At 35.7% G+C, this 258-nt stretch carries 1 pseudogene; it reads left to right on the plus strand.

Annotation, left to right across the window (positions count from 1 at the left end):
• Positions 1-258: pseudogene (locus ACTHS3_RS18165) on the plus strand (hypothetical protein); the annotation flags it as partial.

Genomic DNA, 258 nt, shown 5'->3' on the forward strand with positions numbered 1-258 from the left:
GTATATTCCCGCGCTCTCTCAAAAAAATTTCAGAATCAGACGTTAGAAGAGCTTTCCGCTTCAAAAGATAAATATGAAAATAAAGATGAAGATGGGTTTTTATTGGTTTACGTAGCCTACTCTTCGGTATTGCATGAAAAAGAGAGAAAACAATACCTTGAACTGAGCAATGATAATACCAAGCGAGAAGCGGCATATAGGCAATGTCTCAAAAATATCAGTGGAATCATCGAAAAATCATATGTTTCAGAAGAGGAT

Source organism: Neisseria sp. P0009.S007, assembly GCF_051962515.1.